The following is a 5,498-nucleotide window of genomic DNA, read 5'->3' as shown; positions in this document are numbered from 1 at the left end:
CGTATCGCCACGCGGAGCGACAAGACAGACAGATCATTCGCAGCGATGATTTATCTCTCCGCTGCAATCATCAATTCACGATAATTCCCAACAGGCCCTGAAAAAAGGCGGCACCCAAAAACTTTTACTTTTTTCCTTTCAGCCCACCAGCCGGTGCAGGCTCGCCCCATTGGCGCGCAGCCATTTCTCGGCCTGGCGGCGGTGGGGCGTCAGCTGATCGACCAGCAGCCAGAAATCCGGGCCGTGATTCATGTGCCGCAGATGGGCGAGTTCATGGGCGATGATGTAATGCTGCACCTCCTGAGGCGCCATGACCAGCCGCCAGCACAGCATGATGCTGCCATCGGATGAGCAACTGCCCCAGCGGCTTTTCGTATCGCGCAGGCGCAGTTGCGTGGGGCGCAGGCCACAGGCTTCGGCCTGAAGGCGCAGCCGCGCGGGCAGCAGCACCTGCGCCTGCGCGCGCAGGTAGGCCAGTACGCGCCGGGAGATGAACGCGGCCGCGCCACTCACATGCAGGCGGCCCTCTTCCAGCCACACGCCGCGCCGGGCCTCGGGGCAGTGCACGATTTCGCGGCTCTGGCCATCAAGCAGCACATGCCCGCCATGGCGCAGTTCGGCGCCAGGCGGCAGGCGCGCAAGACCGGCCGCGACCCAGCCGGAATGGGCGCGGAGCAGGGCCAGCCCATCCGCCCTGCCGGCCGTGCGCGGCAGGGTCATGACCACATGCCCCGCCACGGGGTCGATCCGCATGGAAATCCGCCGCGCCCGCGCGGAAACACGCCAGAGCACCGGAACCGACCCCGATGCGATGGGCACGCGTTCAAGCCCGTCTTCCTGCTCCACGCGCGGGGCCATCAGCGCCCGCGCGGGCGGGTGCGGCAGAATGCATCCTTCGGGGCCTCGCCGGGCCAGTCGATGATATGGTCTTCCAGCAGGCCCGCGCGGCGCTCGCTGATCACCCGGCCACTGACCGATATGCCCGCCTCATGCACCGTCTCGTGCGTGCCGGACACCAGCGGGTGCCACCACGGCAGCGGCTCGCCATCGCGCACCAGCACGTAACCGCAGGTGGGCGGCAGCCAGTCGATATCGGCCAGCATCTCCGCCGTCAGGCTGATGCAGTCCTGCACGCGGCGGTGGCGGTGGGCGTAATCGGTGCACAGGCAGGTCGTGGTATCGAGCAGGCGGCAGGCGACATCGGTGAACAGAACCTCATCCGTCTCGTCCTCGCGCAGCTTGTGCAGGCAGCACCGCCCGCAACCATCGCACAGCGATTCCCATTGCGCGCGGGTCATCTGCGCAAGCGGCGTCGTCTCCCAGAAGGGGGGGGTCTCATCGGTCATGATGTCGTCCTGCCATATCGCATGTGTCAGTCTTCATTGCAGTGCCACCGCCGCCATGGCGCATAGCACGGTCATCACCGCGCAGAACGCGCCCACCCCCGCCACCGGGGCCGCCAGCAGGGGCAGCCACAGCAGCCGCAGCCGCGCCCGTCCTCCAGCCCCCAGCCCGCGCGCCGTGCGCGACAGGCCGGGCGGCACCGCATCAAGCACGCGCAGCAGCGGCCACAGGGCCGCAGGCGCCACGAGCGCCCCCTGCGCCACGCTGACCATGCCACCGCCGTGCCCCGCAAGGCCCGGCCATAGCAACGCCAGCCCCAGCCCCGGCAGCATGAGGGCCAGCATGAGGCCGCGCAGCACCACGCAGCGCGCGGGCCAGACCCGGTGCAGCAGGGCCTGCGCCCCCAGCACCAGCAGGCAGGCCAGCCCGAGCCCCAGCGCCGTGCCGCAACCATCGGCCACCAGCGCGCCCAGCGGGTGGGTGGCAAGGGCGGGCAGCATCAGCCCGCCTTGTGCAGCCATAGTTCGAACCGCCGCGAGAGGGGGGCATAATGCACCTGCCAGAACTGTACATCCATGGGCAGCAGGGCCGCCGGATGGGCCGAACCGGCGGCCAATGCGGGCACCGCCGCCATGAAGGCACCCTGCCGGTCTGGCTGGACAATGAAGTGCAGCAGGTCGCGCGAGCGGCCCAGTTGCCCGGCAGGCTGGCCCGCCACCACCGCCCATGACAGGTCATAGGACAGCGCCATGTCGGTATTGATGCCAATGCGCCCCTGCGCCCCGGGCGGGGCGAGGCCGCTCACGGCCTCAAGCGGTGCGCTGCCCATGAGCACCTGTTTGCGTGACAGGAGGCTGGCGGCTTCATTGGCGGTGGACCACCACGTTATATAAGGACGCAGCTGGCTGAGCTTGCGAAAGGCGCGGTCAACGCCCTGCGGCGTGGCCAACTGGCCATACACTTGGTCTGGCGGCACGCCATCGGCCAGCAGCGCGATCTCGAGCGTGGTGCGCGGGTCGCGCCGCAGGCCGCGCTTGCCCGGAAAACGCACGACATCCCAGAAATCATTCCATCGCGGCGCGGTATCACGCCATGTCTGGTCCCATGCCACCACGACCTGTGTTGCCAGCCCCGGCGTGCCGCAGCCATCGGGGTTGGTGGCACTGCCTGCCAGATGCACCACGAGACCCTGCACGCAGGCGGCGCGGATGGTGCTGTCCTCGGCAAAGACAAGCGACCAGGCCCCGGCCTGCATACCATGGGACTCGAGATCCGGCAGGCCCCCCGTCCAGGCCCGGCGCGTGACCACCTGCCCCGTGGCCTGCGTAAAAGGCTGGAAAAACGCCACCTTCTGCGCCTGATCCAGCATCGGCTCCGTGCTGGCCACCACCAGTGCCGGGCCATGATGGATGCGGGCAGCCGCCTGCACGCCCGCCCACGGCACGGGCAGGGCGATCACGGCTGCGAGCAGGCCGGGCAGGATGGTACTGAGGGCGCGACGGGACACGATCTGGAACACGGGTGGAAAGCAGCCTTTCGGGCAGGGGCGTTCGGGTAGGGGCGGAAGATGGCGGACGCTACCCCATTTCACCCCGGAACGGAAAGGCCATTGCCTGCGCGGGCTGCCACGCCAGCACCGCCGCCTGCCCCGGCGCCACGCGCTGAAGGGCTGCGGTGGGCGGGCGGCGCACGAGCAGTTCCGCCCCATTTTCCAGCCGCAGGCGCAGCAGCACGTGATCGCCCATCTGGCGCATGTCGGTCAGCGTGGCCTCAAGCAGGGGCGGTGCATCGGGGTCGGCCCCCGTCATGCCGGGGCGGGAGGGAAACATCACGGCCACCCGGTCAGGCCGGATGCACAGGGTCGCCAACTGGTCCGCCACGACACCGGGCTTGGCCATGGCCTCGACCGGCAGGCCGCCGGGCAGGTGGGCAAGGGCTACGTCATCCTCCACGCTGGCCACGCGCACGGTCAGGGCATTGGCATCACCAAACTCGGTGGCCACGCGGTCGCAGGCAGGGCGTTCGAACAGGTCGCGCGCCGTGCCCACCTGCAGCACCTCCATGCCGTGCATGCAGGCGATCGTATCGCCCAGCAGCAGGGCATCCTCACGCGCGCGGGTCAGCAGCACCACGCACAGCCCGCGCGCGCGCACAAGCCGGGCGACCAGGCGGCGCATGGCGCGGCGGCTGGCGGCGGGCAGCGGGGCAAAGACATCTTCAAGCACCATAACGGGCGGCTCGAACACCAGGGCGCGGCCCAGCATGACACGCAGCGCCTGCTCGGGGGTGAGCGTGGCCGGGCGGGCCTGCTCCAGCCCGTCAAGACCCAGCAGGGCCAGCACGCCGCGCACCCGCGCCAGCACCGCCTGCGACTCCATGCCCCGCGCCCGCAGCCCGAAGGCAAGGTTGGCCTGCACGTTCATGTGCATGAACACAGGATCGCGCCAGCCAACCAGCGTGCACGGGCGGGTCGCGGGCGGGCGGGACGTGACATCCACGCCATCGACCATGACCTGCCCCGCGCCTGCCGGCACATGGCCGGCCAGCAGGTCGGCAACCATGCTCAGGCAGGCCGCCTGCTCATTGACAATGGCCAGGCATGACCCGGCCGCCGCCGAAAAGGACAGGCCCGACGCGCCGGGGGAGGCCGCCAGCGCCCTGGCAACCAGCCGTATGGAGAAAGGAGACATGCGATAACAGAAACCTGACTGGGGGGATAAAGCGTTATAAGCAATGGTTACCTCCTTGCCAGAGGATTATCCGCTTCACCCGTCCTAAAAAGGAAACGACAATGAGCAAGACCACGGACACCATCAAGAACGTCACCCACGAAGACCTGCAGGCCCTGAAAAGCCACATTGAAACCCTGCTGCACACGCATGGCAAACAGGCGCTGCATGACGTGGCGGGCAAGGCCGAGAAGCTGGCGGGCCAGGCGCGTGAAAGCCTGGAAGAGCATGCCCCAAAAAAAGGCGGCTCACGCGCTCGTTCGCTCGTGGCTATCGCCATTTTCTCGGTGATCGGCTACTTTCTTGGCCGCGCAACGAAATAAGGCATTCTAGCCTGCCGTAACCAGAGGACATGCGAGCATCATGAGAATAGGCGAAATCGGTAAAACCATCATTGAAGGGGAGCTGACCCTACGTAAACTGATGGCGATCCGTCTTGGTCGTCAGGCCGCGTTCCTGGTTGTGGCAGCCATATTTGCCTTCTTTGCCGTCATTTCAGGCCATGGCCTGCTGTGGGCCTTCTGTTACCAGACCCTGGGCTTCAGCGCCCTTGGCGCTGCGGCCATGGTCTTCGCGGCCGATGTGCTGGTGGTGCTCATGGGCCTGGTGATGGGCCGCCGCTCCTACATGACGCCAGAGGAAATCCGCGTGCGATTCGCCCGCGAGCACGCCCTGAACGAACTGCGGCAGACCGTGGCCCTGTCCGCCGTGGCCACCACGGTGGCAGGCCCGCTGACCCGCCACACCTTCCGGGCGGTATGGGGGCTGCTGCGCAGCCTCGCCGGTCGCGGCAGATAACGCCAGCAGACCGCCACGCCCCGACTGTCTGGCAATGATCCACGTCATTGCCAGATAGTATCCATGCTGAAATTGCATTGGCTCACATTCGCGTTTTCTGGAAACGTGCAGCTTCCGGACATACTAAGCACGCAAATGGTTTGCATGCTTAATACCTGTATGTCCCCGCTGGCGGAACCCGATGCCCGATCTGGAGCGCAACAAGAAGGAACTGTCTTTCGGTCGCCGTCTCGCCCGGCTTGGCGCCGCGTGGCGCCGGCAGGTCGATCACGACCTGCGCGAATATGGCCTGACCGAAGCCACATGGCGGCCTGTCCTGTATCTTGGCCTGCTGCCGCCGCCCGTGCGCCAGACAGACCTCGTGCGCGTACTTGAAATCGAAGCCCCATCCGTCGCCCGCCTGCTTGATGTACTCGAACGCCGCGACCTCGTGTTCCGTTCCCCCGATCATGAAGATAAACGCTCCAAGATCGTCAGCCTGACGGAAAAGGGCGAACGCACCGCCCGCCAGGTGCGCCATGCGGTGGAGGCCGTGTCGAGCCGCCTGCTGCATGGCATTTCCACGCCGGAACTGCTGGCCTGCTATTCGGTTTTCGAGCGGATCGAGACCAACCTGCATAAAAAACC

Annotated in this window: 8 protein-coding genes; 3 read left to right on the top strand and 5 right to left on the bottom strand. The window is 67.2% G+C overall.

Annotated features, from left to right (window positions below; translation table 11 throughout):
* Positions 1 to 138: 138 nt before the first annotated feature.
* The 5 genes from HNW77_RS16850 to HNW77_RS16830 are packed head-to-tail and all read right to left on the bottom strand — an operon-like array spanning position 139 to position 4,034.
* Positions 139 to 858 (bottom strand): M48 family metallopeptidase, encoded by a 720-nt coding sequence (locus tag HNW77_RS16850; RefSeq protein WP_172159233.1) that lies wholly within the window; start codon positions 856 to 858, stop codon positions 139 to 141.
* Positions 858 to 1,346, bottom strand: coding sequence for a YcgN family cysteine cluster protein (locus HNW77_RS16845; protein WP_172159231.1), 489 nt, complete (start codon positions 1,344 to 1,346; stop codon positions 858 to 860). The genes HNW77_RS16850 and HNW77_RS16845 overlap by 1 nt, the downstream gene beginning before the upstream one ends.
* Before the next feature lie 33 nt (positions 1,347 to 1,379).
* Positions 1,380 to 1,865, bottom strand: a complete 486-nt coding sequence (locus HNW77_RS16840; protein ID WP_241694538.1) for a hypothetical protein — start codon at positions 1,863 to 1,865, stop codon at positions 1,380 to 1,382.
* Entirely contained in the window at positions 1,844 to 2,863 is a 1,020-nt protein-coding gene (locus HNW77_RS16835; RefSeq protein ID WP_276592107.1) for an extracellular solute-binding protein, read from the bottom strand. The genes HNW77_RS16840 and HNW77_RS16835 overlap by 22 nt, the downstream gene beginning before the upstream one ends.
* 58 nt (positions 2,864 to 2,921) lie before the next feature.
* Positions 2,922 to 4,034 (bottom strand): ABC transporter ATP-binding protein, encoded by a 1,113-nt coding sequence (locus tag HNW77_RS16830; protein WP_172159229.1) that lies wholly within the window; start codon positions 4,032 to 4,034, stop codon positions 2,922 to 2,924.
* Between the two features lie 101 nt (positions 4,035 to 4,135).
* On the opposite strand from HNW77_RS16830, the gene HNW77_RS16825 reads away from it, so the two are divergent.
* The 3 genes from HNW77_RS16825 to HNW77_RS16815 all read left to right on the top strand — a co-directional run.
* A complete protein-coding gene (locus tag HNW77_RS16825; protein ID WP_159261552.1) occupies positions 4,136 to 4,396 on the top strand; it encodes a hypothetical protein in 261 nt (86 codons plus the stop codon).
* A gap of 40 nt (positions 4,397 to 4,436) precedes the next feature.
* Positions 4,437 to 4,871: a hypothetical protein gene (locus HNW77_RS16820; RefSeq protein WP_172159227.1), complete on the top strand. Its 435-nt coding sequence runs from the start codon at positions 4,437 to 4,439 to the stop codon at positions 4,869 to 4,871.
* Between the two features lie 181 nt (positions 4,872 to 5,052).
* A partial coding sequence (locus tag HNW77_RS16815; protein WP_172159225.1) for a MarR family winged helix-turn-helix transcriptional regulator occupies positions 5,053 to 5,498 on the top strand: 446 nt, incomplete at its 3' end.

The organism is Komagataeibacter melomenusus, assembly GCF_013155395.1.
Lineage (GTDB): Bacteria > Pseudomonadota > Alphaproteobacteria > Acetobacterales > Acetobacteraceae > Komagataeibacter > Komagataeibacter melomenusus.
Note: the sequence above shows the minus strand (reverse complement) of the source record. Positions and strands in the feature narration are given on the sequence as shown.

Coding starts and splice junctions, on each gene's coding strand:
- HNW77_RS16850 (WP_172159233.1), bottom strand. CDS start 858: ATGGCCCCGCGCGTGGAGCAGGAAGACGGGCTTGAACGCGTGCCCATC.
- HNW77_RS16845 (WP_172159231.1), bottom strand. CDS start 1,346: ATGACCGATGAGACCCCCCCCTTCTGGGAGACGACGCCGCTTGCGCAG.
- HNW77_RS16840 (WP_241694538.1), bottom strand. CDS start 1,865: ATGGCTGCACAAGGCGGGCTGATGCTGCCCGCCCTTGCCACCCACCCG.
- HNW77_RS16830 (WP_172159229.1), bottom strand. CDS start 4,034: ATGTCTCCTTTCTCCATACGGCTGGTTGCCAGGGCGCTGGCGGCCTCC.
- HNW77_RS16825 (WP_159261552.1), top strand. CDS start 4,136: ATGAGCAAGACCACGGACACCATCAAGAACGTCACCCACGAAGACCTG.
- HNW77_RS16820 (WP_172159227.1), top strand. CDS start 4,437: ATGAGAATAGGCGAAATCGGTAAAACCATCATTGAAGGGGAGCTGACC.